Raw genomic sequence first — 25,487 nt, 5'->3', positions numbered from 1 at the left:
CTTTATTGGGTTAAAATTTTGAAACTACTACCTTATTGTTATGGTCGTGTCTCCTCCAAAGGTCAAGTTAAGCCAGACCATAGATTTGCCACCCCTCAAACAATAAATAACCATTATTCGGTAATTAAATCTATTTTTTATTTGATTAGTAGTGTTTTATATATGATTTATGGGTCTTATCTGTTTGAATATCTCGATATTTTATTGTAATCAAATCTACGTAAATTTTTAGGTTGTAAGCCTGCCGGTTATAGGCGATAAGTTATACAAGCAATATTGATATCTGGTCGACATGTGTAAAGATTTCGCCACGAGCAACCATTTGATTTACACTAAGTTAACTAATTATTTTGTTACTAATGGGATTTAATCCGTGAAAAAACACTACATAAAAACCAGGCAAATAAAAACTCTGGCTGCGTTGGCGATTGCTACGGTGGTTTGCATGCCAACGGCAATGGCTGGGACTTGGTCTGTGGGGGCTTCTGCGTTAGTCAGCCCAGATCCATATCGTGGCAAGAACGACCGTGTCTATCCGGTACCTATTATTTCTTATGAAAGTGATAATTTCTATTTCCGTACTTTGGCTGCGGGCTACTACTTGTGGAAAGATGACAATAATCGCTTATCAATCGATGCTTATTACTTACCACTGAACTTTAAGCCGGGTGACAGTAATGATCAGCAGATGAAACAGTTGGATAAACGCCGCAGTACCATGATGGCCGGTATGTCTTATTCTCATATTGAGGATTGGGGGACTCTGCGTGCTATGTTCTCTGGCGACGTGCTGGATAACAGTGGTGGTTTTGTCGGCGATCTGGCTTATCTCTACCGCTTTAATGTGGATAGCTGGACATTGACACCGGGCGTCGGTGTGAGCTGGAACAGTGAAGATCAGAATAATTATTACTATGGTGTGAGCCGCGGGGAGTCTGCCCGCAGTGGCTTAGCACAGTACAGCCCTAATGATAGCTGGTCATCGTATATGGAATTGACGGCTAACTATAATATCAATCCAAACTGGAATGCTTTCTTTACTGGCCGTTATATCCGTCTGGCAAATGAAGTGAAAAATAGCCCGATGGTGGACGCATCATGGACTGGTGTGCTGTGGACCGGGGTAACTTATACCTTCCGCTAATTAATGGCAGCGTACTGTTGAGTCATAAAAAATGGGGCATCGCGCCCCATTTTTGTGCCTGATGGTCTATCGCGTATTAGCTATTTTTACGGCTACGGATGGTCATGGCGAGGCGCGCAGGGGCATCTGGTGTTGCAACCAATGGTTTATTAACTCGCGCTGTTTCCACGCAAACCATGGTCTTATAACCCTCATTTGGCATGTCAACCATGCTACTGGCTACCTCTGCACCTGGATTCCATGCCACAACATCACTTTGATGATGATGATGTATTTCAATGGTGCGTTTGAGTGCCGCATCTTTGATTAAACTATAAGCTTCGGGGTGCGTGTAAATACGATCAGTCTGGCCGTTGAACACTAAATCGCCTTGTTGTGTGGCATCAGCAATTTTTAGCACTTTATCGAAGTATTTCTCACCCAAACCACTGACTTTAATCTGGTCGATATCGCCAATTTGGAAGTAAGTATGTAGCGCAGCGACTGCTTGGTAATCACCGTGTGATTCCAATTCCATCTCGCATTCATCACCCAGCTTGAAGCGGGCAATCAATGTGAAGGCATGTGGCCAATATTTACGTGATTCATCACTGTCTTCCAGGGTGAAGGTCAGGATAACCCCATTTTCATTTTCGTCATGGGCACTGAGCGTCCATGGCAGTAAGCGGGCAAAACCATGGGAAGGTTGTGCTGATGGACCAAACCATGGCCAGCAAATCGGCACGCCACCACGAATAGCGACGCCATCTTTAAATGGCGTGTTATTGCTCAGCCAAATAACAGGCTGTTCTCCGCTAGGCTGATAGGCCAGCAAATGAGCACCTTGTAGGCATACAGCGGCACGCACCTTCGGATGAGAAACAACCACCACCGGCAATTCATCCAGTTGGCGTTGGCTGATGTAAGGCGAAATTTGTTCAACAACAGGGAGGGTGAATACTTTCTCGTTCATTCGTTTGGCCTTATGGGAAAGGGAGCAGGGATCCTTTGAACTTCAGACTTTCGATAATATCACAGGCTGTAAATGTTGTAGCAAATGGACGACACAGTAGTGGTGAATCATTGATATTGCGCAATTTATTATAGCTACAAATAAAAAAGCCACCCGAAGGTGGCTTTTGACAGAAATCTACATCAATCCATTATTACTTGGAGATGTGAGAGATCAGGTCCAGAACTTTGTTTGAGTAGCCAGTTTCGTTATCGTACCAAGAAACCAGTTTCACAAAGTTATCGTTCAGTGCGATACCGGCTTTAGCATCGAATACTGAAGTCAGTTTTTCGCCGTTGAAATCGGTAGAAACAACGTCGTCTTCGGTATAGCCCAGAACGCCTTTCAGCTCGCCTTCTGAAGCCGCTTTGATAGCAGCACAGATTTCTTTGTAAGAAGCTGGTTTTTCCAGACGTGCAGTCAGGTCAACAACTGAAACGTTAGGAGTAGGAACGCGGAACGCCATACCAGTCAGTTTGCCGTTCAGTGCTGGGATTACTTTACCAACTGCTTTAGCTGCACCGGTAGAAGAAGGGATGATGTTCTGGGATGCGCCACGACCGCCGCGCCAGTCTTTGTGAGACGGGCCATCAACAGTTTTCTGAGTTGCTGTAGTTGCATGCACAGTGGTCATCAACGCTTCAACGATACCGAACTTGTCGTTGATAACTTTAGCCAGTGGAGCCAGGCAGTTAGTGGTGCAAGAAGCGTTAGAAACGATTTCTTGACCCGCGTATTCTTTGTGGTTGACGCCCATAACAAACATAGGGGTGTCATCTTTAGAAGGACCAGTCAGAACCACTTTCTTAGCACCAGCAGCGATGTGCTTACGTGCTGTTTCGTCGGTCAGGAACAAGCCAGTTGCTTCAGCAACAACGTCAACGTTAACTTCGTTCCACTTCAGGTTAGCCGGATCTCTCTCTGCGGTAACACGGATGGTTTTACCGTTAACAACCAGATGGCCGTCTTTTACTTCTACAGTACCGTCGAAACGACCGTGGGTAGAGTCGTATTTCAGCATGTACGCCATGTATTCAGCGTCCAACAGGTCGTTGATTGCAACGATTTCGATGTCAGAACGTTCCTGAGCAGCACGGAAAACAATGCGACCGATACGGCCAAAACCGTTGATACCTACTTTGATAGTCATATATTCCACCAGCTATTTGTTAGTGAATAAAAGGTTGGTTGTAAAATTACAAAAACCTTACCGAGCGTCAAGCGGAATCGTGTCAATTATTGCTACAAATCAAACCAACGACGTTAGATCGAACATTAATCACGCGTTTCCAGATACGATTAGCCTCATTTTTATATTGGGGCGAATTATTCAGTTTAAAGTGAGAATCAGTAATATTTGCGATTTTTATCGTATTTATACCCAAAATGTTGGGCGTTGCAGGTAGGCAGCTAGCGAACGAACCCCGATGAGCTTACATGAGTAAGTGATTCAGGTGAATGAGCGTAGCTAACAACCCTGCAGCGTCAAGTATAAAGGGTATATGCGGTTGTCACTTTGATGGCATACAGTTTAGGACAATTTTAACTGCTTTGTTGTTAATTTTTTGTTATTATTAGGCATTGTTTTCGTTGACTTTATTCCCTGCCAGAGAACCGCACAAATGGCTAAACAACTGAACCCTGTACCAGATATTGAGAAACTGTCCGATATTCAGCGTCATGTGACCCAACAGCGCGGGACAGAAGCCCCTTTTAGTGGCAAATTGTTGCATAACAAACGTGATGGCATCTATGAGTGCCTGTGTTGTCATCAACCTTTGTTTGTCTCAGAGTCGAAATTTGACTCTGGCTGTGGTTGGCCGAGTTTCTACCAACCCATTAAAGATGACTCTATCCGCTATATTGATGATAATTCACATAATATGAATCGAGTTGAAATTCGCTGTGGTCATTGTGACGCGCACTTAGGCCATGTTTTCCCCGATGGCCCGCAGCCTACGGGCGAGCGCTATTGCGTGAATTCGGCGTCATTGAATTTTGTTGATGACCAGAATGGCGAGCAGATTGCCGGTTGATACTCAACGATTATGCATGTTGAAAAATCGATTCAGCTTATTATTCGTTTTGTTAAGGATACTTTGATGGAGCTTGAAGACCTGATTTCAGTGATGACCCCCGAAATTTACCAACGTTTGATGCAAGCGGTTGAGTTGGGTAAATGGCCTGATGGTGTAGCGCTGACGCCTGAGCAGAAAGAGAATAGCTTGCAAATGGTAATGCTATGGCAAGCCCGCCACAATGAGGATGCCCAGCATATGAGCATTGGCACTGATGGCCAAATTGTGATGAAAACCAAGCAAGAGTTGAAACAACAATTCAGCCAGCCAACATTGGTAAAACTGAAGCCACAATAGGGTGGTTGCCCGCAAAATTTATCAACATTAACGGAGCCGAGTAAGGCTCCGTTGGTTATGTTTTTACTGCCAGTTATTTTCTTGCTGAATCAATTTCAGCAAAAAATTGTTCTAGTGTTTGTAAGTTTGCCCCTGCTTTACTCATCGAATTAAGGGCATGTTGGCTGTCATGTGGTTGTAGATTGACCCCACGACAACCGTCACTGATGACCGTTGTTTGATAACCCAGAGACAATGCATCCAAGACGCTGTATTTCACACAATAGTCAGTTGCCAGCCCCATAATGAACAGCCGATGGATTCCTTGCTGCTGTAGCCACCCATCCAAAGGCGTTTTTGCCCGCCGACCATTGTCGAAAAATGCACTGTAGCTATCGATATCAGGATCTTGGCCTTTGCGGAAAATGGCCTCAATGGCATTTTGTTTCAATTGCGGATGCAAGGCTGCCCCTGATTCATTTTGCACGCAATGCATGGGCCACCAGACTTGTGGCAACCCATTCAACTCACCCACAGTACCTGATTCTGCATTTGAATTGATGGCAAAACTGCGGTGCTCGGCAGGGTGCCAATCTTGACTGGCGATGACAGGTATCTTTTTGCTAAGACAAGCATCAATCGCCTGATTCGCAATGGCAATAACTTGATCACCCTCAGCAACAGCCAGTGCTCCTCCCGGACAAAAGTCATTTTGTAAATCAATTAAAAGCAGTGCTGCGTTCATTGATGTTCCACCAAATCAGTTAGTGTCAGTGAGTTCGCCACGCAGGTTCTGTTGCATTAACCGGCGAATGTCTTCAGGGGTTAAAGATTGACTCAATAAATAATGCAGTTTGGTCAGTGCGGCCTCAACCGTCATATCAAAGCCACTGATAACACCCGCGTTGGCGAGCGCGTTACCGGTTGCATAGCCTTCCATATTGACTCGACCGGAAATACATTGCGTCAAATTCACCACCACAATACCTCGCTCACTGGCATTTTTTAATTCATCCAGTAACTCGGCTTTCTGAGGTGCGTTTCCCACACCATAAGAGCGCAAAATCAAAGCCTTGACGGGCTGCAACAGGAAGTTGCGCACCACAGCACCTGATATCCCAGGATAAATAGTCACCACACCAATCGGTTGAGGGGTGATGTTATGGACAACCAGTGGCCCGTTATTCACCGGTGACTCAACTGATGCCATGCGCCGAATATGAATACCTGCCTCAAGCAGTACTGAGAGATTAGGGGAGGCAAAAGCATCAAAACCATCCGCATGGGCTTTCGTGGTGCGGTTACCACGGAACAGTTTGTTGTTAAAGAACAGACTAACTTCATTCACTGGGTGGTTAGCGGCCAGATAAAGTGCGTTGAGCAAGTTGGTTTGCCCATCAGAACGCAATTCTGCCAACGGGATTTGAGATCCGGTAACAATCACCGGCTTGGCCAGATTTTCTAACATGAATGAAAGGGCCGAGGCAGTAAATGCCATGGTATCTGTGCCATGTAAAATAACAAAGCCGTCGTATAAGTCGTAGTTTTGCTCAATATCGTTGGCAATATGCTGCCAGTCCTCAGGTGTCATATCTGAGGAGTCAATCAATGGCGCATATTCATGGATAGTGAAATCAGGCATTTCGGGCCGGTGGAACTCAGGCATCAGAGCAAGTTGGCGTTGCAAATGACCGGAGACTGGGATGTATCCATGATCCGAGCGTTGCATACCGATAGTACCGCCAGTATAGGCAACATAAATAGATTTCTTCTGCATGAGCATGAGAACCTGAAAGTAGGACTGAATGAGATGGGTGAATTATAGGGAGACTGGCGAGGAAAAAAAGCCCGACAGATGCCGGGCGGAGTTTTTTGATTGATTTTCTAGCGAACATCACCACAGGTTAGGCATAACGCATAGCGATTCTGCGGATCATTTAATGTGCTCAGCAAACTTGGCTGATCTTTCACGGCCTGTGCCATGGCAGATATTGGCGCGGGTATCCAAGCCTGAATGGCAGCCGGTAACATGGCCTGTACCGATGCGCTCATTTGGCCGAAAATTAAGTCACTAAGACTCGGCTCATCAACAAACCAATTCAACTGCCAGGTTTTCAGTTTTGCCAGTTCCGCAACTTTTTTCACTGCGTCGTCAAAGTCACCTAACTGATCCACCAGACCGTTATTTTTGGCATCAATCCCCAGCCACACATGACCCTGTGCGATTTGATCGACTTGTTCAGGCGTTTTATGACGTGACGTTGCGACCAGGTCAATAAAGGTCTTGTAGCCATTTTCGATATTGATTTGCATCATCTGCGAGAACTCAGGTGGCAAGTTTTTGGTAACCGAAATATCTGCTAATGGCGACGTGGCTACACCGTCAGTATGGACACCAATACTTTCCAGTGAATTTTGGAAGGTATTAATAACACCGAAAATACCAATCGAACCGGTAAGGGTGCTCGGGCTGGCAACGATATAGTTAGCAGGTGTGGAGATCCAATATCCACCCGATGCCGCCATTCCCCCCATTGACACCACTAAGGGTTTATTGGCTGCGCGTAATGCGGCTAATTCAGAACGAATCAGCTCAGAGGCACTGACACTGCCGCCGGGGCTATTTACCCGCAGGATAACGGCTTTAATCTTCGGATCTAAACGCGCTTGGCGAATCTGTGCTGCCAGCGAGTCGCCACCCACGTTGCCTGGGGTTTGTGGACCATCAATGATGGCACCGTTAGCAAAAATAACGGCTATCTGCTCACCTTGCTGTGGTGTAGGTACCGGTTGATAGTCATAAATACTGACGTAATTGAAGTCGTTATTCTTTTTATCCCAACCAAAAGTTTTAACTAACTCGGTTTCTACCTCAGGGCGTGACGCCAATGTATCCACCAGTTTACTGTCCAGCGCATATTTTGCCGGAGAGCCGCCAGCGGTTTGCAACCCACTGATAACGCCTGCGGCACCAGGGAACAGTTGCTCCGGCGTTAACTGCCGATTAGCAGCAACAGCAGTAAGATAATTTTGCCATAACCCACCAATCCAGCGGCTGTCTGCTTCACGTGCAGCCGGTGACATATCATCACGAATCATCGGTTCAACCGCAGATTTATAGGTGCCCACCCGGAAGATATTCGTGGTGACTTTAAGTTTTTCCAGCAACGACTTGTAGTAGAGGTTATTGCTGGCGAAACCATGCAGATCGACCGCCCCTTGTGGCGAGAGATAGATTTTATTAGCAAAGCTGGCTAAATAGTATTGGGTTTGATTATAACTATCGCCAATTGCATAGATGGGTTTGCCGCTATCACGGAATTCCCGCAGCGCCTTACCTATATATTGCAATGAAGGTTGGTCGGCACCGGTAAAATCACTCAGCGACAGCACTAAACCGGTAATATTGTTATCGGTTTTTGCCAGACGAATAGTTTCGACGATATCAAACAGAGAGTTTTCCTGTAGGCGATTACTGGATGCACCTAAGAACTCACGCCCCAGTTGACGTAACTTATTATTCACTGCGGGCTGATCCACCACCACGCCACTTAAATTCACCAGCAGCGCGCCTTTAACCGGTTCTGCCGGTTTACTTTGGAACTGAAGGTAAATACCCACGCCAACTAAAATTAACAGTATCAAGAACAGATTAAGAATAAATTCCCTGACGAAATTCAGCAGACGCCAAGTCCACTTGAAAAAACCAGCAATAATTCGCCACAAAGTGCGCATGTTATCTCCAACAAAACCGGGCAAGTACGGTTATCCTAATGACCTGACGAACAAAAGTCAGCTTTAAATCACTGTTAAGCCTAGCTGAAAGGTCAACACTGGCAACAAAACGACAACTTATGCTACCGTGCTGAAAATGAAAATCGTTATCAGGAGAAAATGATGGATGCGTTAGAACTGTTACTTAACCGCCGTTCGGCGTCCCGTTTGACCACCCCAGCCCCAACGGGTGAGGCATTGGACCATATTATCCATGCGGGCATGCGGGCACCTGACCATGGCACATTACAACCATGGCGCTTTGTTTTGATTGAAAATGAGGGTCTGGAACGTTTTAGTCAATTGTTACAACAAGCGGTGCAACATGATGGTGCTGATGACGCGGTATTGGAAAAAGCAAAACAAGCGCCGTTTCGTGCGCCGCTGATTATTACCGTTATTGCCCATGTCACTGAAAACCCTAAAGTGCCCAATTGGGAACAAGTGGTTTCCGCTGGTTGTGCGGTACAAGCGATGCAAATGGCGGCACTGGCTCAAGGCTTTAATGGTATCTGGCGTACCGGTTCCTGGACCCATCATCCCGTGGTTCGTCAGGGATTTGCCTGCCGTGAACAAGATGAAATCGTCGGCTTCCTTTATCTTGGCACGCCACAACTGAAATCAGCGACGAAAGTTACCCCACCCGATTACACCACTTTTGTTCGCTATTTCTGATAGTTATACGGTCTATAATCAACAGGTTCCAAGGTGCGGCAAAGCGGCAACGGAGAGCCGCATCGTTTAGGGCCGTCTTGGGCAGCGCAGCTTATGCATTTTGCGGTTATAAGCTGCGTTTGTGCCTGCTTTGTGACCAACCTATCTGCCCGACTGCGGCCTCTACTTACCAAGCCACGCCATAGGCGCTACCATAGGCTGTCTGGATACCAGGCCTACGAGCATAATTCCTGAATAAATAGCTTATTACTGAACCATCACACGGGAGAGTGTTATGACATCGCCAGCGATACGTCTTACTCAATACAGCCATGGAGCCGGCTGTGGTTGCAAAATTTCGCCCAAAGTTTTGGATAAAATATTGCACACCAACCAGCAGAAGTTTCTTGATCCTCATTTGTTGGTGGGGAATGAAACGCGTGATGATGCAGCCGTTTATGATATTGGCGGTGGTGTTGGGATAATCAGTACGACCGATTTTTTTATGCCGATCGTGGATGATCCCTTTGATTTTGGCCGAATTGCAGCCACCAATGCCATCAGTGATATCTATGCGATGGGCGGTAAACCTATTATGGCCATTGCCATCCTGGGCTGGCCGATAGATAAACTATCGCCTGAAGTTGCCCAACAGGTTATTGAGGGCGGGCGTTATGTTTGCCAGCAGGCAGGTATTTCTCTGGCAGGGGGGTATTCCATTGATGCGCCTGAGCCAATTTTCGGTCTGGCGGTCACTGGCATCGTCAGCACGGAGCAGGTGAAGAAAAACAGTGCTGCACAGGTAGGCTGTAAACTGTTTCTGACCAAACCACTGGGGATTGGTATTCTGACTACGGCAGAAAAGAAAAGTAAGTTGCGGCCTGAACATCAAGGGGTAGCAACGGAAACCATGTGCCAGTTGAATCGTTCAGGCGCTGACTTTGCCAGTGTTGCCGGTGTCACTGCCATGACCGATGTTACCGGGTTTGGCCTGTTAGGGCATTTAAGCGAAATTTGTCAAGGATCCGGTGTTCAGGCCAGGTTACATTTCTCGGCTATACCACGGTTACCGGCGGTTGAAGAGTATATTGCTGCGGGTTGTGTGCCAGGGGGAACAGGGCGCAATTTTGACAGTTATGGTCACCTGATTGGCGAGATGACCGAGTTACAGAAAACGTTATTGTGTGACCCACAGACTTCCGGTGGTTTGCTGTTAGCCGTATTACCTGAAGCGGAGGCGCAGGTACAAGCTATTGCGGCTCAGCACGGCATGACGCTCAGTTCTATTGGCGAGTTAAGCTCTGTGGATAATCACCGGGCGTTGATTGAGATTACAGAATGACCTTTTCTTTGATGCATTTTTGCGGTGAATGATGCGACTTTTTATTGCTGAAAAACCCAGTTTGGCGCGGGCGATTGCCGATATTCTGCCAAAGCCGCATCGTCGAGGCGATGGATTTATTGCCTGTGGTAGTGACCAAATGGTGACATGGTGTGTTGGTCACTTGCTGGAACAGGCCCAACCTGATGCTTATGACAGCCGCTATGCACGCTGGTCGTTAGCTGATTTACCCATTATTCCTGAAAAATGGCAGCTACAGCCTCGGCCCTCAGTCAGTAAGCAATTGAATGTTATCAAACAACTTTTGCAACAGGCCGACGAAGTGGTTCATGCAGGTGACCCGGATCGCGAAGGGCAACTTTTGGTTGATGAGGTATTGGATTACCTCGATTTGGTGGCAGAGAAGCGGCAAAATGTCCGCCGTTGCCTGATTAACGATCTCAATCCGCAGGCAGTGGAACGTGCGGTGGAGCGTTTGCGTTATAACCGCGAATTTATCCCGTTATGTGTTTCGGCATTGGCACGCGCCAGAGCAGACTGGTTATATGGCATCAATATGACTCGTGCCTATACCATTCTTGGGCGCAATGCAGGTTATGATGGCGTTTTGTCAGTAGGGCGGGTGCAAACGCCAGTATTAGGTTTGGTTGTTCGCCGTGACGAAGAAATTGAAGATTTTATTCCCAAAGACTTTTTCGAAGTCAAAGCCCATATTGTCACACCTGCGGATGAGCGTTTTATTGCCCTATGGCAGCCGAGTGATTCTTGCGAGTCGTATCAGGATGAAGAAGGGCGCTTGTTGCATCGGCCACTGGCTGAACATGTGGTTAATCGCATCACCGGTCAGCCTGCATTTGTAACTTCCTATAATGATAAACGGGAATCAGAAACCGCACCGTTACCCTTTTCCCTTTCAACATTGCAGATTGAAGCCGCCAAACGCTTTGGTTTGAGCGCCCAGCAAGTGCTGGATATTTGTCAGCGTTTATATGAAACGCACAAATTGATTACGTATCCGCGTTCAGATTGCCGATACCTACCAGAAGAGCATTTCGCTGGGCGTCATTCGGTCTTAAATGCCATTAGTATCCATCAGGCTGACTTATTGCCGTTAGAGGTAATGGATAGCGATCGGCGTAATCGCTGCTGGGATGACAAAAAAGTCGATGCCCATCACGCGATTATCCCAACAGCGCGGGCCAGTAAGGTGAATCTAACCACTGATGAGAGCAAGGTTTTCCGATTGGTAGCACAGCAATATCTGATGCAATTTTGCCCAGACGCACAATTTCGTAAATGCGTCATTGAACTCGATATTGCTGGTGGGAAGTTTGTTGCTAAAGCCCGTTTTCTGGCGGAGGCTGGCTGGCGTACCTTGCTTGGCAGCAAAGAGCGCGATGAAGAAAACGAAGGCGCACCTTTGCCAGTGGTGGAAAAAGGTGCTGAATTATTATGTGAGCGGGGTGAGGTTGTTGAACGTCAAACCCAGCCGCCAAGGCCATTTACCGATGCCAGTTTGTTGTCGGCTATGACCGGGATCGCGCGATTTGTGCAGGACAAAGAGCTGAAAAAGGTGTTACGCGCAACGGATGGTCTGGGTACTGAGGCCACGCGCGCCGGGATTATTGAACTGCTTTTCAAACGTACTTTTTTATTCAAAAAAGGGCGTTATATCCACGCAAGCCCAGCGGGAAGAGCATTGATTCACGCGCTGCCTGATATTGCAGCACGGCCAGATATGACTGCACATTGGGAATCGACACTGACACAAATCAGTGAGAAAAATTGCCGATATCAGGATTTCATGCAGCCACTGGTGGCAACATTGCAACATTTAATCAGTCAGGCAAAACAAAATCGCTCACCTCAGGTATTTCGTGGGTTGCCAGCGGCACCGTCTGGGGCGATAAAGAAACGTAAAAAAGCACCATCTAAAGCCAAGGAGAATAAGTCATGAGAACATGGTTATTGCTGAGTTGTATTGGTTTTTCCTCGTTTATGTCTGGTGCTGCTATGGCTAATCGTAACAATGTTGATGTTGTTGTTCCTCTGCCACCAGAGGTATGGAATAACTCATCCAATCGCAACACGAACAACAATCCTTGTACCCGCTGCTGTGTGTATCAAAATCAGAATTATTCTGAAGGTGCTGTATTGCGCGTTGAAGGAGAAGTGTTGCAGTGTGTGCGTGATAGCAGTGTAGTAGGTACCAATCCATTGATTTGGAAGCGGTTGACCAGATAACGGGCTACTGTTTTTGGGCAATAAAAGCATCTAAAAGCGGAATATCGGCAGGTGCCAGAGGGTAACGGTAAGCCTCCTCTGGTGCCAGCCAAACGATAGCGGAGTGACAATGCAGTACCAGCTCACCGCTGAAACTCTCAATCAGCCAGGCGTGTAATCGGATGGTCTGTTTATCTGAATGCCATTGATTAGTGGCAATATATCTGGTCACTGATGCCTCAATATTCAATTCTTCGGTCAATTCACGTATTAGAGCCTGAGGCTGGCTTTCTCCTGCCTCGACTTTCCCCCCTGGAAATTCCCACAATCCTGCTTGATCACGGCATGAGTCCCGTTGAGCCAACAAAATTTTGCCATTTTGTTCAATAATGGCGGCAACAACATCAATCATTTTTTTGTTTATCCAGCTTTGGTCGCGTATTTGCCAGTGGTAGGCCTGTGCTGCCAGGACTACCACTGCCGTTATCAGAGGGCGAATTCAGACCATACTGGCGCGTGGTCTGAGGGCTTTTCCATACCGCGAATTTCGTAATCAATCCCTGTCGCAATGCAACGGGTAGCCAGTGGCTGGCTTGCTAACAATAAATCTATGCGCAGGCCTCTGTTCTCATCAAAACCACGAGAGCGATAATCAAACCACGAAAATTGATCGTTACATTCAGGATTGGCTGCGCGGAATGTATCAACCAGCCCCCAGTTTTGTAATCGCGCCAGCCAGGCCCGTTCTTCTGGCAGGAATGAACACTTCCCGGTTCGCAGCCAACGTTTACGGCTATCTTCGCCGATACCAATATCGAGATCAGTTGGGCTGATATTTAAATCCCCCATAATCAGTACCTGAGCATCCGCTGAAAGTTGTTGCTCCAGGTATTGCTGTAGGTCAGCGTAAAAACGCTCTTTTGCTGGGAATTTTATTGGGTGATCACGGCTTTCTCCCTGAGGGAAATAACCATTAATAACAGTGAGGGGACCATTTGATGTTGCGATATCAGCCATAATAATACGGCGTTGAGCATCTTCTTCATCTGTTGGGAAGCCACGACGAACCGCTAAAGGCTCATTTTTGGTTAACAGCGCCACACCATAATGGCCTTTTTGCCCATGATAAAAAACGTGATAACCATGCTGACTGACATCCTCAAGGGGAAACATATCATCATGGACTTTCGTTTCCTGAAGGCCAATCACATCTGGTTGATGTTGCTCGATGATCGCGGCTAGTTGATGTGGTCGAGCACGTAGGCCATTGATATTAAAAGAGACAAACTTCATGGTCAGCACCGTTTATTCGATAGAAATGATTTCAGATATTAGCAGATACTGAATAAAAATGTAACGCACGGAGAAAGAATAAAGAAAGTTAATAATATTTTTGACAATAAGAATTAAATAAAGTCGTGCTAATGACTTAGGTAATAAATGTACTTATTCTTGCTGGTTTTTAATTTCTTTAAAAATATTTTAATATCTATCGTTGTGTTTTTTTAGTTAATCGTGACAGATGGTGGGAAATATGGTTTTTAAGGTGATTTGGTTATTTTTAAATGTATTAATTATAACTTTCATCATCTGTTTGATTTAAATTCAGCCCGTTATTTTCAAGGGGTAACCACAAACTAAGTTGAGGCTAAAAATATAATATTGCTTGCGTCTTGTAACTGTGGTTTGCGATTTAACCCCAAGAGTCCTGCTGTTTTATCTGCGCAGGTTAACTGATTTTGTAATGGGGTGGATAAAAAATAGTTATTAAATATCATAGAACTACGAATGGTTGTCTGTTAAAAGTATGTGTAATGTCGAGCTGTTAATAGGCAGGATTTTCCAGTTTTTTGTAAGAAATACTGCTTTACAGTGTTAATTTCTGCGCGGTCATAAATTTTTATAATTTACCTCTCAATTATTTTAAATGCAATTTATGCAATTAATTTATTTAATATTGAATAATATCTACAGCTAGCCTTGTGCATGTTTACATGCCTGTCATTTTTTTTGGATAAATTTTACGCAAAGGATTAGTGAATTATGTTTCTATCTCGAAAGTTAGAAGCCTTTATGGCCGTAGTTGAAAATGGTTCGCTGAGTAAGGCTGCAAGAGTGATGAACAGGACGACACCTCCGGTAGCTAAGTCGATAAAAGATTTTGAAAATATAATAGGGAAAAAACTGTTTAAAAGAGAGAAGTTTGGTATGAGTTTAACCAGGGATGGTGAGATTTTATATAATGATCTAAAAGATTTGTATCAGCAAGAAAAAGAAATCACAAAAAACATCTTACAGGCCATGTATCTAATGTTATCAATATTTACTACGATTGGGGTAAAAGTGAAAACTTAACGAAACTGTATAAAGAGGCAGAAAAGAATAACATTCAAGCTAATATAATTAAGTTTTATTATGAAAATATTGATGAAATCGGAGACTATGATGGTAATTCACTTATCCTTTCATCAGAAAAAATCGCCAGCGAAAGGTTTACGTTGTTAAATGAAGTGCCAGACAGTGGTTTTGGTATCTATGGGCGTAAAGATATAATAAATGAAAGTCAAGATATAATAAATATTCTACATAAAAACGTTTGGTTGTGTAACCCAACACTGTATAGAAGTGATTTCGTTAAGAATCTTGAAGAATCAGTTAAAAAACAGCATGATAAAGTTAGTGTTAGGCAGGTTGATAGCCTGGCATGCTGCTTGAATTTTATTTATTCAGGCCGATATATATGCATTACCGATTCAGTAATGGATGATTTTAACGGCGACTCAAAATTGGATTTCATAAACTTGGCCAGTTTTCAAAGCGAGAATAAATTGTATTTTTATAAGTCACGCTCACATTCAAGTGTATTAAATAGGCTTATTGAATATATTCATTCGATGGTGTAAAGCTATCTGGATTATCAGTAAGTTGTCTCGCTACGCTCGGCGCGAACCTTGTCGAAGGTTCTTACCTTCCCCGATGATAATATCTTTGATTTTTATTGTTTTTATCGAATGGGAGTATTTTTCTGAGAAATGGTGGTGGGGGAAGGATTATTCGTCACTGTGTTCCTCACCCTTCGGGCCGCCGCTGCGCGTCGTTGTCTCGCTACGCTCGGCGCGAACCTTGTCGAAGGTTCTTACCTTCCCCGATGATAATATCTTTGATTTTTATTGTTTTTATCGAACGGGAGTACTTCTGAGAGATGGTGGTGGGGGAAGGATTATTCGTCACTGTGTTCCTCACCCTTCGGGCCGCTGCTTCGCAGCGTTGTTTCGCTACGCTCGGCGCGAACCTTGTCGAAGGTTCTTACCTTCCCCGATGGTAATATCTTTGATTTTTATTGTTTTTATCGAACGGGAGTATTTCTGAGCGATGGTGGTGGGGGAAGGATTCGAACCTTCGAAGTCGATGACGGCAGATTTACAGTCTGCTCCCTTTGGCCGCTCGGGAACCCCACCACTGTATTTGTGGTTTTTGTAACTAAGATACTTGGCCGTATCTGTGGTACGAACCTTATCGAAGATTCTTACCTTCCCTTAAGTGGCTCATTTTGATTCCTAACTCTGAATCGATTTGAGACTCAAGGGTAAAAATGGTGGTGGGGGAAGGATTATTCGTCACTTCGTTCCTCACCCTTCGGGCCGCCGCTGCGCGTCGTTGTCTCGCTACGCTCGGCGCGAACCTTATCGAAGATTCTTACCTTCCCCTTAAGTGGCTCATTTTGATTCCTAACTCTGAATCGATTTGAGACTCAAGGGTAAATATGGTGGTGGGGGAAGGATTATTCGTCACTTCGTTCCTCACCCTTCGGGCCGCCGCTGCGCGTCGTTGTCTCGCTACGCTCGGCGCGAACCTTATCGAAGGTTCTTACCTTCCCCTTAAGTGGCTCATTTTGATTCCTAACGCTGAATCGACTTGAGACTCAAGGATAAAAATGGTGGTGGGGGAAGGATTCGAACCTTCGAAGTCGATGACGGCAGATTTACAGTCTGCTCCCTTTGGCCGCTCGGGAACCCCACCACTGGCCTAACCGCTTATCAAGACTGTCTTGGTAAGCGGGGCGCATCATATCAAATGAAACGCCCCTGTAAAGACTTGAAATGAAAAAAATAAGTCGTTCGGTGCTTTTTTGTTCTCAGCGATGTTTATCTGGACAAAAAACATCTGCTTATTGTGCGCTTACAGAATAACAGTACGGTTACCGTAAACAAAAACACGTTGCGCCAAAACACGATACAGGGCGCGACTCAGAACGTTCTTTTCCACATCTCGCCCGGCTCGCATCATATCCTCAGCCGTATACGAATGATCAACGTGAATAACGTCCTGCATGATGATTGGGCCTTCATCCAGACTATCGTTTACATAGTGAGCTGTGGCACCAATAATCTTCACACCTCTTTCATAAGCCTGGTGATAAGGGCGAGCGCCAATAAATGCAGGTAAGAATGAGTGGTGAATATTAATAATCTGATAAGGGAAACTCTGGACAAAGGCTGGCGTCAGCACGCGCATATATTTAGCCAGTACCACGTAGTCAGGTTGGTATTGTTCAATTTGCTCAATCAAACGTTGATCATGTTGATCTCGGGTTAGACCTTCGTGGCTGATAAGGTGGAAAGGTATATCAAAGCGCTCCACCAAATTCTGCAACGCGTCATGGTTACCAATCACTGCCGCAATTTCTACATCCAGACCACCATAAGCACTCTTCATTAATAAGTCGCCGAGGCAATGCGCCTCTTTGGTGACCATAATGACAATGCGGCGGCGCCCTGCAGTATGCAATTCACGGTTAGTGCCTTCTGGCAAAGCATCATCTAAGTCTGCCAGCAGGGTGGTATCGTTGAAAATACCTTCAAGCTCGGTACGCATGAAAAAACGACCAGTCAGATGATCAACAAATTCATTATTCTGCACGATATTTAACTGGTGCTTGTAACAAATATTGGTAATTTTTGCGATTAAGCCTTTAGCATCTGGGCATATAGTGCGTAACACTTTCTTTTGTACATTCTGGTGTGGCATAAGGTGGTAAATCCTGTCTTAACAGTATTTGATGTTATGTAAATGTTTGATGTTACGGTCAGTAATGAAACGATTTTACTGTTAATGCCCGCAGCATTTCTTATATTTTTTTCCTGAACCGCAAGGGCAGATATCATTTCTACCTACCGACGGCCGGACTCCGTCGATATAGTACCAGTGTTCTTTTATTCGAAGGAAGCGGGAACGTTCGTGCACTACGCTTATCTGTACATTGTTGGGATCTGTAAAACGAGCAATGAACTCCACAAATGCTTCGTCATCATGACTGCCAGCGGTTTGTGCGATGACGGTTAATCCATGCCAGACAGTATTGGTGAAACTTTGAATTATCCCATCTCGCCATTCTTGTGCTTTGCAGTCGGGATGCCAGGTTTTAACGAGATAATCCGCCTCCTTTTTTACATAGGCACTATAGCGTGAGCGCATCAGTATTGCAGGTTCGGTCGCGACTTGCGTGTTAAGAATATAAGGCGCACAGCATTGTTGATATTCAAAGCCGCTGCCGCATGGGCACTGTTCTGACAAAATTTCTCCGAAAAATCAATAATGCCATCGTGTTTGCTACTGAACGGTCAGCAACAGAAGAGGGCGGGTAATCCAATAGGGGGCAAATAAGGGCCCATCTTACCTAATCATGTGGAGAGGTTCAAAGTTGATAACGTTGTGCAGACTAGTTGATGGGCTAAAGTTTTGTGATGTTGCTCACAAAAATAGTTGACCGGTGTTTCATTATGGAGTAACTTAATAACTGTGATGTGTGTCACATAAAAATAATGATATTTACAGGAGCAACCCATGAAACTGATCAATAAAGTTATCGCTATGTTCGAAAAAATGAGCGTATCATTCGGTACTATCAACGGCTAATAATCCGTAATATTTCATAATATTCTGATAAGGGTCGAAATATAGTTAATAACACCATAGCCAGTGAGAGCTAAAGGTGAAATGACAGCATGTAATGCGATTATCTATTTATCGAGTGCCATATTATTAGATAATATTAAATCTTATAATTTCTCTTAACTCAGAATATTTACTCTGAATAGTCACTATTATAGTGGCTATTTTGCTTTTTTATATAGAAAATCAAAACAATAAAATTCAAAATAGCAACGGTTACCAAGTAGCTGAGTGCTACCTCTCTATTTTACCTTTCACTGAGTACTACTCGTCAATTTTTTTACCCTATATAGGCTAAGTGGATCGTATTGATAACAACCAAATGCCGACGTAAGTTCAAAATCCAACCGCTGGTATAATTTTACCGCTACAGGTTGATGAATTCCTGATTCCAAATAAAAACATTTAAATTCAAACAGATGGAATTATAGAGCAACGCAGTCCCTAACATTGATGCGATACCAATACCTCGACTGTCAGGTTTTTTTTCTGAACCATACTCTCAATTGACTCTACATGGTTGCTGTCAGCCGGGTAGCGTGATTCTTGATAGGCATCTAATTGAGTAATTAATGTAATAAGATCTCGATTAAACAGATCGGTTTGGCATATTTCGATATTTACTGTATATCCCTCGGCTTTAACCCTATATCTTAGTAATGATATGTAAACTATTTGTATCAATTCACCAGAAGGATAAATGTTCACTATAGTTCAATCAGTAAGATTATAACGCGGGCTTGGGAATATGAGCTTTTCCTCTGAGTGACAGCTACTTTGTAGCCGTTTGCGTTAAGAAATATGCGGCAGTGCCGATAACAAGATTAGAATCGACCTTATTTTGTCGAGCGGTAAAGTGCCCAATTGATCGGAAATGGACGAAATAAAATGAGAAAAATTAAGATTGGACTGGCTCTTGGTGCGGGGGCTGCGAAGGGATGGGCACATATCGGGGTGATCAACGCACTGGAAGAGATGGGTGTTAAAATCGATGTTGTTGCTGGTTGTTCGGTTGGTGCGTTGGTTGGTGCAGCGTATGCCAGTGATCATATTAATATCATGGAACGCTGGGTCCGTTCGTTTAAGTATTGGGATGTTATTCGATTGATGGATTTCTCCTGGCGTCGTGGTGGATTACTGCGGGGGGAGCGGGTTTTTAATGCAGTCAATCAAATAATTGAAGTGCAGGATATCGCTGAATGCAAGTTACCCTTTGGTTCTGTCGTAACCAATTTAACCACAGGCCGTGAGTTATGGCTTACTGAGGGGGACATTAAGCAGGCTATTAGGGCCTCATGCAGTATGCCTGGATTGTTTTCCCCTGTTTGGTTCGGCGGTTATTGGTTGGTTGATGGCGCAGTAGTCAATCCTGTTCCTGTTTCTCTGGCAAGAGCGATGGGCGCTGACGTCGTGATTGCTGTTGATTTGCAACATGATGCGCATTTGGTCCGGCAAGATCTGTTTTCCTCTCAATTATCCCCTGAAGGCAAACCCGCAGATATGCCCGCGAGTTGGCATCGGCGCTTGACAGCACGAATAACCAATATGTCTGGTAGCACAACAATGGCCGTTCCCAGTGCCATGGAGATAATGTCTACATCAATACAGGTGTTAGAGAACAGGTTAAAACGCAATCGGATGGCGGGGGATCCTCCAGATGTGTTGATCCAGCCCTACTGCCCACAAATATCAATGCTGGATTTCCATCGTGCCGATGAAGCAATTGCCGCTGGGCACTTGGCGGTGGAGAAGAAAATTGAACAGTTAAGCCCTTTGATAAGGGGTTGATGAATCATCAATGTATGTCCGTAAAGTAGTACGTAACAATTTCAGTCAAGCATAAACAATCATTTTGAGCCACTATTACCTTAAGGTTAGCAAGAGAAGCAGTGCATGGAAAAACCATTAGCAGGTAAGAATATTTTAGTCGTCGAGGACGAAACGGTCTTCCGTACAGTAATCACGGAATTTTTAAAATCACTCGGCGCGATGGTCCAGCAGGCAGGAAATGGCCTGGAGGCGCTAGCGCAGATTAAGGTCCAATCACCGGACTTGATACTTTGTGATCTTGCCATGCCTAAGATGGGAGGAATTGAGTTTGTTGAGCGTTTACTCGCTCAAGGAGTGAATATCCCTATTTTAGTTATATCGGCCACTGATAAGATGACTGACATTGCTAAGGTTATGCGTCTGGGGGTTAAAGATGTGCTGCTAAAGCCAATCGTGGATTTGAATCGATTACGTGAAGCAGTGCTGGCTTGTCTTTATCCCTTACTGTTTACATCCCATGCGATTGAGGAAACAGAACTTATTCAAGATTGGGAAGCGTTACGCAAGAATCCTCATGATGCTGCGCAGTTACTCAAGCAATTACAACCTCCAGCACAGCAAACCATTGCGCGGTGTCGGGTAAATTACCGGCAATTAACCATGGTCGAGCAGCCAGGGTTAGTGCTTGATATTGCCGCATTGTCAGATAAGGATTTGGCTTTTTATTGTCTGGATGTTACGCGTGCCGGAGATAACGGTGTTTTAGCCGCATTATTATTACGAGTATTGTTTAACGGAATTCTTCAAGAGCACTTGGCACACCAACAGCAGCGCTTACCGCAGATGTCAACGTTACTCAAACAGGTAAACCAACTATTAAGGCGTACCCATTTGGATGGGCAATTTCCTTTGCTCGTTGGTTATTATCATGTGGAGTATAAAAATTTGATTTTGGTTTCGGCAGGCCTGCATGCGAACGTTAGCGCGGGTAAAAATCAGATTCAACTTAGTAATGGTGTGCCTTTAGGTACGTTAAAAACAGCACATCTAAATCAAATTAGTCAGCGCTGTGAATCATGGCAATGTCAGGTATGGGGGGGAGGAAGTCGTTTAAGGTTGATGCTTTCAGCCGCTGAATAGTTCATGTTTTGAAAATACTACTCAATAAATAGTTCATGTAACTAATGTATTTCTCTCACTTGTTTGCCGCTAAAACCCCCAAAGTATAAATGGTTCTATAACGAATCTGCGAAATAAACCTCATTTGTTTCAATCAATGATTATGACAGAGAAGTAAGAAATATCGGTTGATATACTTTCTTCCTTGCTTTTGTCTGAAAATTTCCAGGCAACTTTTATTACTTGCTGGCAATAAGGTTGACTACCTCAGGCTAAATTAAGGTTAGTTCCTTATAATGGTTGTAGGTATGTCCCTTATCGAATTTCAACTCGAGGATTGATTGAATGAAAGTGACAGTTTTTGGTATTGGTTATGTAGGGCTTGTTCAGGCGGCAGTGCTTGCCGAAGTTGGTCATGATGTCCTATGTATCGATATCGATGCAAACAAGGTTGCTGATTTACAAAAAGGCCGTGTCGCTATTTTTGAACCAGGATTAGCACCACTGGTAAAAGAAAACTTCGACGAGGGTCGGCTTCGGTTTTCAACAGATGCGGCAGCAGGCGTTGCACATAGTACCATTCAGTTTATTGCTGTTGGTACACCTCCTGATGAGGATGGCGCAGCTGACCTTAAATATGTGTTGGAGGTCGCCAGTACCATTGCAAAATATATGGATGCGCCAAAAGTTATTATCGATAAATCAACCGTACCGGTGGGTACGGCGGATCAAGTGCAGCAACGGGTGAAAACGATTTTACAGCAGCGGGGGCAGGATATTGCATTCAATGTGGTATCGAATCCCGAATTTTTAAAAGAAGGTGCAGCAGTTGCTGACTGCAAGCGCCCTGAACGTATCGTTATTGGGATTGATAGTAATGACAATGGTGTCATCGATTTAATTAGTGAACTATACGAACCATTCAACAGAAATCATGACCGCATGATAATTATGGATGTTCGCAGTGCAGAATTGACCAAATATGCAGCAAACGGTATGTTGGCAACAAAAATCAGTTTCATGAATGAAATTGCTAATATTGCTGAACGATTAGGCGCAGATATCGAAAAAGTACGGCAAGGCATTGGTTCAGACTCGCGCATTGGTTACCATTTTATTTATTCTGGCTGTGGCTATGGCGGTTCCTGTTTCCCAAAAGATATCCAGGCATTAATTCGTACCGCCGAAAATTGCGGCTATCAACCACAGTTATTGCGTGCGGTGGAGCAAATCAATAACGAACAGAAGTGTAAGTTAACTGAATTTATTCAGTATCATTTTGATTCGCAGCTTGCAGGAAAAACATTTGCACTCTGGGGGTTGGCATTCAAACCCAATACTGATGACATGCGTGAGGCTCCCAGTCGGATTCTGATGGAAGCCTTATGGCGTGCTGGCGCTATTGTTCAAGCTTATGATCCAGAGGCAATGGATGAAGCACAGCGCATTTATGGTGCAAGGGATGACCTAAGATTAATGGGCACGAAAGAATCGGCGCTACAGGGAGCCGATGCTCTGATTATTTGTACTGAGTGGCAGAATTTTAGAGCGCCTGACTTTGATATGATCAAACTTCGATTAAAACAGCCAGTTATCTTTGATGGGCGTAATTTGTACGATCCTGAGCGATTAAATAGCCGGGGCTTTACCTATTATGGGATTGGTCGCGGTAGCTCGATTAATCGAGCGTAATAAGCGTCGAAGATGATTTTATGTGTGAGCGCAAAACAAAATTAGTTTCTGTTTTGTGCTCAATTCTCATGCAGAGCGGCAGCACAACCTTTTCACGTCACGATTCTCAGATATCACAATATTATGGGGAATTTAGTCAGTTATATCGATTGTTGTATTGCTATAAATTAGCAGAGCATTCTTATAGCTTTACAAACAGAGTGATAACTAAGGGTTATTTATCGAATACGATATGTTTAGGCCAGTTGCTCTCTGCCAATTGTATGTTAATGCTGCAATCGCATTGGTGAGCATTTCAACTGTGATTGTTGGATAAGATATCATTGCTGGGTAACATAGAGGCAAAAAAATACCCCCCGTATAATAGGAGGGCATTTTTATCATAATAGTAAATTAACTAATACTATTACAGCAGGAAATCATCCAATGATTTACCTTCGTCTTCAATGGCTTTCTTAATCACTGCTGGAGTGCGGCCTTGGCCTGTCCAGGTTTTAGTTTCGCCATTTTCGTCTACATACTTATATTTAGCTGGGCGTGCAGCACGCTTAGCTTTAGTAGTAGCTTTAGTTGCACTCATAGTATGCAGCAGTTCATTTGGGTCAATACCGTCTGCAATTAGCATTTCACGGTACTGAGCCAATTTACGTGTGCGTTCTTCAATTTCAGCTTGTACTTGAGAATCTTCTTCGCGGCGTTCGTTAACGACCACTTCAAGTTTCTCCAGCATTTCTTCTAAAGTTTCAAGAGTGCATTCACGTGATTGTGCACGCAGAGTACGGATGTTGTTAAGAATCTTTAACGCTTCGCTCATTGTCCTGGTCTCAAATTATAATTGGTGGGGGGGCGTCTGGATAATAATAGAGTGCTATTTTAATTTCTGCAATAGCCAATTTGATTAGCATCCTCGAATTTACGTATTTTATTAGCGAAAAGTTGCTGCTTGCTACTAATAAGCGATAGCTACTTGTTATTCTCTGTAGTGTTTTTAACGGAAAAGTTCATTTTGCTCGCTAATGACACTACATGAGAACATGATTTTCTCACTAAGTTATAAGTTTGCTTTATATCAATAAAGCGGAAATAGGCGACTTATCACTCTGGCATGAGCAATAACGGATCATGTCAAAAAGTGCGATAACGATATAGTTGTGATGAAAGATTGAGTAAGGAAAAAACAGGCTGTATTGGATTTGTCAGGTTATGACAATATTTGTTATCACTATTTTACGAATTAACCATGCCCATACATTACTTGTATCATTAATGAACCAATTGCCGTGTACCTTGGCAAACCCTATCGCCAGGTTGGGGGGCTAATCCGGTTAATGTTCAAGCGAAATGTGTTTGCTGTACCAATATTGTGAGATTGGTCATGTAATGAACCTAATAATAGCAAGGAGTTTCAAATGAAAGTGCCAGCAACTACATTAGCGCTTTCATTACTTAATATAGAAAACAGTAATATAGCGCCGTAGTCTGCTCATCGTAACATCTGAATTTATGATAAACTTGCTGTTCGTTGTCATTGTGACCATTTATTATACCATTGGAGTTACGGGCCCATGGCTCAACTTTATTTTTATTACTCTGCGATGAATGCAGGGAAATCCACCGCGCTGTTACAATCCTCATATAACTACCAAGAGCGGGGTATGCGTACCTTGGTGTTTACAGCAGAGATAGATAATCGCTTTGGGGTAGGGACCGTAAGTTCGCGCATTGGTCTGTCCTCGCATGCGCTGCTTTATAATAGTGAAACCCCACTATTATCTATTATCGCCGCTGAGCATCAGGACAAAACCGTTCATTGTATTTTACTCGACGAATGCCAGTTTTTGACCAAAGAGCAAGTTCAGCAATTGTGTCAGGTAGTGGATGAACTGCATATCCCGGTATTGTGCTACGGTTTGCGTACCGATTTTCTTGGCGAATTGTTCCCCGGTAGCAAGTATTTGTTATCATGGGCTGACAAATTGGTTGAACTGAAAACAATCTGTCATTGTGGCCGTAAAGCAAACATGGTGTTGCGTTTAGATGAACAGGGCAGAGCGGTGCACGATGGCGAACAAGTCGTTATTGGTGGCAACGAAAGCTATGTTTCTGTTTGTCGCCGCCACTATAAAGAAGCAATTAAAGCCGCCTGCCTCCAACATCCTTCTTAGATACTCATTATCCACAAAGGATACCCCACGGGATTTCTTATTGAAGCTGTGGGGTAGCCAGCCTCTTACTGCGTTCGCGCCATACGCGGCCATACAGCTTAACACCATGCATTTATACTGGGTAATAAGCTTCAGCCTAATGCTATATCCCATGCTGAGTCTATATAGGGGTTTTATCGCTTCATTTCTTCAATTCGAATAAATAGACAGAACATAACGACGGTGATGTTAAATTTCTAAACAATTGTGGATGCATGGCATGACATTTAACTTATTAAACGCCGTTAGCGGGGGTTGGTAGCGGCAT

General features: G+C 44.3%; 21 protein-coding genes, 2 tRNA genes, 4 other RNA genes and 1 pseudogene. 12 read left to right on the top strand and 16 right to left on the bottom strand.

The window, feature by feature from the left end:
* The first annotated feature begins 373 nt into the window (after positions 1-373).
* The gene (locus tag A6J67_RS15425; RefSeq protein WP_005191018.1) at positions 374-1,144 is read left to right on the top strand and encodes a MipA/OmpV family protein; all 771 of its coding nucleotides are present in this window, start codon (positions 374-376) and stop codon (positions 1,142-1,144) included.
* A gap of 76 nt (positions 1,145-1,220) precedes the next feature.
* Here the strand turns inward: A6J67_RS15425 and A6J67_RS15420 are convergent, their stop codons facing one another.
* Both A6J67_RS15420 and gapA read right to left on the bottom strand, forming a co-directional pair.
* Positions 1,221-2,096: a D-hexose-6-phosphate mutarotase gene (locus tag A6J67_RS15420; RefSeq protein ID WP_005191021.1), complete on the bottom strand. Its 876-nt coding sequence runs from the start codon at positions 2,094-2,096 to the stop codon at positions 1,221-1,223.
* A 193-nt stretch (positions 2,097-2,289) separates the two neighbouring features.
* Positions 2,290-3,285 carry a glyceraldehyde-3-phosphate dehydrogenase gene (gapA, locus tag A6J67_RS15415; RefSeq protein ID WP_032819960.1) on the bottom strand — a complete coding sequence of 332 codons (996 nt, stop codon included), beginning with the start codon at positions 3,283-3,285 and terminating at the stop codon, positions 2,290-2,292.
* Between the two features lie 472 nt (positions 3,286-3,757).
* Here gapA and msrB point away from each other — a divergent pair, with 472 nt between their 5' ends.
* On the top strand, positions 3,758-4,171 hold the full coding sequence (gene msrB / locus A6J67_RS15410) for a peptide-methionine (R)-S-oxide reductase MsrB (protein ID WP_050297448.1): 414 nt from the start codon (positions 3,758-3,760) through the stop codon (positions 4,169-4,171).
* A gap of 66 nt (positions 4,172-4,237) precedes the next feature.
* A complete protein-coding gene (locus A6J67_RS15405; RefSeq protein WP_032907587.1) occupies positions 4,238-4,510 on the top strand; it encodes a YeaC family protein in 273 nt (90 codons plus the stop codon).
* Positions 4,511-4,583: 73 nt separating this feature from the next.
* Here the strand turns inward: A6J67_RS15405 and pncA are convergent, their stop codons facing one another.
* From pncA to sppA, 3 genes are all read right to left on the bottom strand, one after another.
* Positions 4,584-5,234 carry a bifunctional nicotinamidase/pyrazinamidase gene (pncA, locus tag A6J67_RS15400; RefSeq protein WP_050297447.1) on the bottom strand — a complete coding sequence of 217 codons (651 nt, stop codon included), beginning with the start codon at positions 5,232-5,234 and terminating at the stop codon, positions 4,584-4,586.
* 15 nt (positions 5,235-5,249) lie between these two features.
* The gene (gene ansA / locus A6J67_RS15395) at positions 5,250-6,266 is read right to left on the bottom strand and encodes an asparaginase (RefSeq protein ID WP_005191038.1); all 1,017 of its coding nucleotides are present in this window, start codon (positions 6,264-6,266) and stop codon (positions 5,250-5,252) included.
* Positions 6,267-6,373: 107 nt separating this feature from the next.
* Positions 6,374-8,224: a signal peptide peptidase SppA gene (gene sppA, locus A6J67_RS15390; protein ID WP_005191041.1), complete on the bottom strand. Its 1,851-nt coding sequence runs from the start codon at positions 8,222-8,224 to the stop codon at positions 6,374-6,376.
* Between the two features lie 162 nt (positions 8,225-8,386).
* Here sppA and A6J67_RS15385 point away from each other — a divergent pair, with 162 nt between their 5' ends.
* The 4 genes from A6J67_RS15385 (at position 8,387) to A6J67_RS15370 (ending at position 12,503) form a co-directional block, all read left to right on the top strand.
* Positions 8,387-8,938: an NAD(P)H nitroreductase gene (locus tag A6J67_RS15385; RefSeq protein ID WP_032907588.1), complete on the top strand. Its 552-nt coding sequence runs from the start codon at positions 8,387-8,389 to the stop codon at positions 8,936-8,938.
* Positions 8,939-9,212: 274 nt separating this feature from the next.
* Positions 9,213-10,259, top strand: coding sequence for a selenide, water dikinase SelD (selD, locus tag A6J67_RS15380; RefSeq protein ID WP_080608249.1), 1,047 nt, complete (start codon positions 9,213-9,215; stop codon positions 10,257-10,259).
* 31 nt (positions 10,260-10,290) lie between these two features.
* Positions 10,291-12,216, top strand: coding sequence for a DNA topoisomerase III (locus tag A6J67_RS15375; protein ID WP_050073256.1), 1,926 nt, complete (start codon positions 10,291-10,293; stop codon positions 12,214-12,216).
* On the top strand, positions 12,213-12,503 hold the full coding sequence (locus A6J67_RS15370; RefSeq protein ID WP_042569715.1) for a DUF1496 domain-containing protein: 291 nt from the start codon (positions 12,213-12,215) through the stop codon (positions 12,501-12,503). Before A6J67_RS15375 ends, A6J67_RS15370 begins: the two co-directional genes overlap by 4 nt.
* Positions 12,504-12,507: 4 nt before the next feature.
* Here A6J67_RS15370 and A6J67_RS15365 read toward each other — a convergent pair whose 3' ends face one another.
* Both A6J67_RS15365 and xthA read right to left on the bottom strand, forming a co-directional pair.
* Complete coding sequence (locus A6J67_RS15365) at positions 12,508-12,894, bottom strand: pyrimidine (deoxy)nucleoside triphosphate diphosphatase (RefSeq protein WP_050297445.1); 387 nt, start codon at positions 12,892-12,894, stop codon at positions 12,508-12,510.
* 74 nt (positions 12,895-12,968) lie between these two features.
* Positions 12,969-13,775, bottom strand: coding sequence for an exodeoxyribonuclease III (gene xthA / locus A6J67_RS15360; protein ID WP_032907592.1), 807 nt, complete (start codon positions 13,773-13,775; stop codon positions 12,969-12,971).
* A 750-nt stretch (positions 13,776-14,525) separates the two neighbouring features.
* Between xthA and A6J67_RS15355 the strand changes: the two are divergent.
* Positions 14,526-15,385 (top strand): annotated as a pseudogene (locus A6J67_RS15355) (helix-turn-helix domain-containing protein).
* Between the two features lie 130 nt (positions 15,386-15,515).
* On the opposite strand, the gene A6J67_RS15350 reads toward A6J67_RS15355, so the two are convergent.
* From A6J67_RS15350 to A6J67_RS15315, 8 genes are all read right to left on the bottom strand, one after another.
* A non-coding RNA gene (locus A6J67_RS15350) (RtT sRNA) lies at positions 15,516-15,642 on the bottom strand.
* 43 nt (positions 15,643-15,685) lie between these two features.
* Positions 15,686-15,812, bottom strand: a non-coding RNA gene (locus tag A6J67_RS15345) — RtT sRNA.
* Positions 15,813-15,855: 43 nt separating this feature from the next.
* Positions 15,856-15,940 (bottom strand) — tRNA-Tyr (locus A6J67_RS15340).
* Positions 15,941-16,075: 135 nt separating this feature from the next.
* Positions 16,076-16,202, bottom strand: a non-coding RNA gene (locus tag A6J67_RS15335) — RtT sRNA.
* Positions 16,203-16,246: 44 nt separating this feature from the next.
* Positions 16,247-16,373, bottom strand: a non-coding RNA gene (locus A6J67_RS15330) — RtT sRNA.
* Positions 16,374-16,417: 44 nt separating this feature from the next.
* Positions 16,418-16,502: transfer RNA gene (locus A6J67_RS15325), tRNA-Tyr, on the bottom strand.
* 159 nt (positions 16,503-16,661) lie between these two features.
* The gene (purU, locus tag A6J67_RS15320; protein ID WP_005192203.1) at positions 16,662-17,510 is read right to left on the bottom strand and encodes a formyltetrahydrofolate deformylase; all 849 of its coding nucleotides are present in this window, start codon (positions 17,508-17,510) and stop codon (positions 16,662-16,664) included.
* Between the two features lie 81 nt (positions 17,511-17,591).
* On the bottom strand, positions 17,592-18,056 hold the full coding sequence (locus A6J67_RS15315; RefSeq protein WP_050296959.1) for a YchJ family protein: 465 nt from the start codon (positions 18,054-18,056) through the stop codon (positions 17,592-17,594).
* 1,266 nt (positions 18,057-19,322) lie between these two features.
* Here A6J67_RS15315 and rssA point away from each other — a divergent pair.
* The 3 genes from rssA (at position 19,323) to A6J67_RS15295 (ending at position 23,015) form a co-directional block, all read left to right on the top strand.
* Positions 19,323-20,222 carry a patatin-like phospholipase RssA gene (rssA, locus tag A6J67_RS15305; protein ID WP_005192210.1) on the top strand — a complete coding sequence of 300 codons (900 nt, stop codon included), beginning with the start codon at positions 19,323-19,325 and terminating at the stop codon, positions 20,220-20,222.
* 105 nt (positions 20,223-20,327) lie between these two features.
* The gene (gene rssB / locus A6J67_RS15300) at positions 20,328-21,344 is read left to right on the top strand and encodes a two-component system response regulator RssB (protein ID WP_050073262.1); all 1,017 of its coding nucleotides are present in this window, start codon (positions 20,328-20,330) and stop codon (positions 21,342-21,344) included.
* A gap of 324 nt (positions 21,345-21,668) precedes the next feature.
* Positions 21,669-23,015 carry a UDP-glucose dehydrogenase family protein gene (locus A6J67_RS15295; RefSeq protein WP_042569719.1) on the top strand — a complete coding sequence of 449 codons (1,347 nt, stop codon included), beginning with the start codon at positions 21,669-21,671 and terminating at the stop codon, positions 23,013-23,015.
* A gap of 406 nt (positions 23,016-23,421) precedes the next feature.
* Here the strand turns inward: A6J67_RS15295 and hns are convergent, their stop codons facing one another.
* Positions 23,422-23,829, bottom strand: coding sequence for a histone-like nucleoid-structuring protein H-NS (hns, locus tag A6J67_RS15290; protein WP_005192220.1), 408 nt, complete (start codon positions 23,827-23,829; stop codon positions 23,422-23,424).
* A 751-nt stretch (positions 23,830-24,580) separates the two neighbouring features.
* On the opposite strand from hns, the gene A6J67_RS15285 reads away from it, so the two are divergent.
* Complete coding sequence (locus A6J67_RS15285; protein WP_005192223.1) at positions 24,581-25,180, top strand: thymidine kinase; 600 nt, start codon at positions 24,581-24,583, stop codon at positions 25,178-25,180.
* Positions 25,181-25,487 lie beyond the last annotated feature (307 nt).

This window comes from Yersinia sp. FDAARGOS_228 (genome assembly GCF_002073315.2).
Taxonomy (GTDB): domain Bacteria; phylum Pseudomonadota; class Gammaproteobacteria; order Enterobacterales; family Enterobacteriaceae; genus Yersinia; species Yersinia intermedia.
This window is presented reverse-complemented; position numbering and strand designations above follow the sequence as displayed.

Coding starts and splice junctions, on each gene's coding strand:
- A6J67_RS15420 (WP_005191021.1), bottom strand. CDS start 2,096: ATGAACGAGAAAGTATTCACCCTCCCTGTTGTTGAACAAATTTCGCCT.
- gapA (WP_032819960.1), bottom strand. CDS start 3,285: ATGACTATCAAAGTAGGTATCAACGGTTTTGGCCGTATCGGTCGCATT.
- msrB (WP_050297448.1), top strand. CDS start 3,758: ATGGCTAAACAACTGAACCCTGTACCAGATATTGAGAAACTGTCCGAT.
- A6J67_RS15405 (WP_032907587.1), top strand. CDS start 4,238: ATGGAGCTTGAAGACCTGATTTCAGTGATGACCCCCGAAATTTACCAA.
- pncA (WP_050297447.1), bottom strand. CDS start 5,234: ATGAACGCAGCACTGCTTTTAATTGATTTACAAAATGACTTTTGTCCG.
- ansA (WP_005191038.1), bottom strand. CDS start 6,266: ATGCAGAAGAAATCTATTTATGTTGCCTATACTGGCGGTACTATCGGT.
- sppA (WP_005191041.1), bottom strand. CDS start 8,224: ATGCGCACTTTGTGGCGAATTATTGCTGGTTTTTTCAAGTGGACTTGG.
- A6J67_RS15385 (WP_032907588.1), top strand. CDS start 8,387: ATGGATGCGTTAGAACTGTTACTTAACCGCCGTTCGGCGTCCCGTTTG.
- selD (WP_080608249.1), top strand. CDS start 9,213: ATGACATCGCCAGCGATACGTCTTACTCAATACAGCCATGGAGCCGGC.
- A6J67_RS15375 (WP_050073256.1), top strand. CDS start 10,291: ATGCGACTTTTTATTGCTGAAAAACCCAGTTTGGCGCGGGCGATTGCC.
- A6J67_RS15370 (WP_042569715.1), top strand. CDS start 12,213: ATGAGAACATGGTTATTGCTGAGTTGTATTGGTTTTTCCTCGTTTATG.
- A6J67_RS15365 (WP_050297445.1), bottom strand. CDS start 12,894: ATGATTGATGTTGTTGCCGCCATTATTGAACAAAATGGCAAAATTTTG.
- xthA (WP_032907592.1), bottom strand. CDS start 13,775: ATGAAGTTTGTCTCTTTTAATATCAATGGCCTACGTGCTCGACCACAT.
- purU (WP_005192203.1), bottom strand. CDS start 17,510: ATGCCACACCAGAATGTACAAAAGAAAGTGTTACGCACTATATGCCCA.
- rssA (WP_005192210.1), top strand. CDS start 19,323: ATGAGAAAAATTAAGATTGGACTGGCTCTTGGTGCGGGGGCTGCGAAG.
- rssB (WP_050073262.1), top strand. CDS start 20,328: ATGGAAAAACCATTAGCAGGTAAGAATATTTTAGTCGTCGAGGACGAA.
- A6J67_RS15295 (WP_042569719.1), top strand. CDS start 21,669: ATGAAAGTGACAGTTTTTGGTATTGGTTATGTAGGGCTTGTTCAGGCG.
- hns (WP_005192220.1), bottom strand. CDS start 23,829: ATGAGCGAAGCGTTAAAGATTCTTAACAACATCCGTACTCTGCGTGCA.
- A6J67_RS15285 (WP_005192223.1), top strand. CDS start 24,581: ATGGCTCAACTTTATTTTTATTACTCTGCGATGAATGCAGGGAAATCC.